Source organism: Pantoea sp. AS142, from assembly GCF_037152305.1.
Taxonomy (GTDB): Bacteria; Pseudomonadota; Gammaproteobacteria; order Enterobacterales; family Enterobacteriaceae; genus Pantoea.
In genome coordinates this window covers 1-658 of sequence record NZ_JBBCMO010000026.1, presented here as the reverse complement: position 1 = coordinate 658, position 658 = coordinate 1, and the positions used below count along the sequence as shown (strand labels likewise).

Below are 658 nucleotides of genomic sequence, written 5' to 3'. Positions count from 1 at the left end.
GATTTCGCACCGGCAGACGTTGTTTACCCTTACGCCGAAAATTCAGTTTCAGCAGGCGGTAAATCCGGTGTACACGCTTGTGGTTCCAGACGTGGCCCTGCCTGCGAAGCATCTGAAAGAGCTTCTTAAAGCCGTAGCGGGGATAGCGTTCAGCCAGTTCAGTCAAAGCCTGGATCACCGGTTCATCACGTCGCGTGTCCGGTTGATAGCGAAAAACCGTCCTGCTCAGCGATAACGTCCTGCATGCCTGGCGTATGCTCATCGTAAACTGCGCGGTCAGATAGCTGACGAGCTCACGTTTTATCGCTGGTTTTAAAGCTTTTTTTCGATGACGTCTTTCAGCGCCCGGCATTCCAGACTCAGGTCGGCAAACATCTGCTTCAGGCGGCGATTTTCGTCCTCCAGATCTTTCATCTTTTTGATATCAGAGGCTTCGATCCCACCAAATTTCGCTTTCCAGTTGTAATACGAGGCCTCGGATATTCCCGCTTCGCGACAAACATCTTTGACTGTACGTCCAGCTTCGACGGACTTCAGAACGGCAATGATCTGGTGTTCGGTGAATCGGGCTTTGCGCATGGTGATCTCCTCCGGGGACATAGTCAGTATGTCGGAAGATCTCTAAATGTGAATGGTCCGCTATATAGGGATGCTTACA

Annotated in this window: 1 pseudogene; it reads right to left on the bottom strand. The window is 51.1% G+C overall.

The features are described from left to right. Positions 1-579 (bottom strand): annotated as a pseudogene (locus tag WFO64_RS22370) (transposase); the annotation flags it as partial. Positions 580-658: the final 79 nt, after the last annotated feature.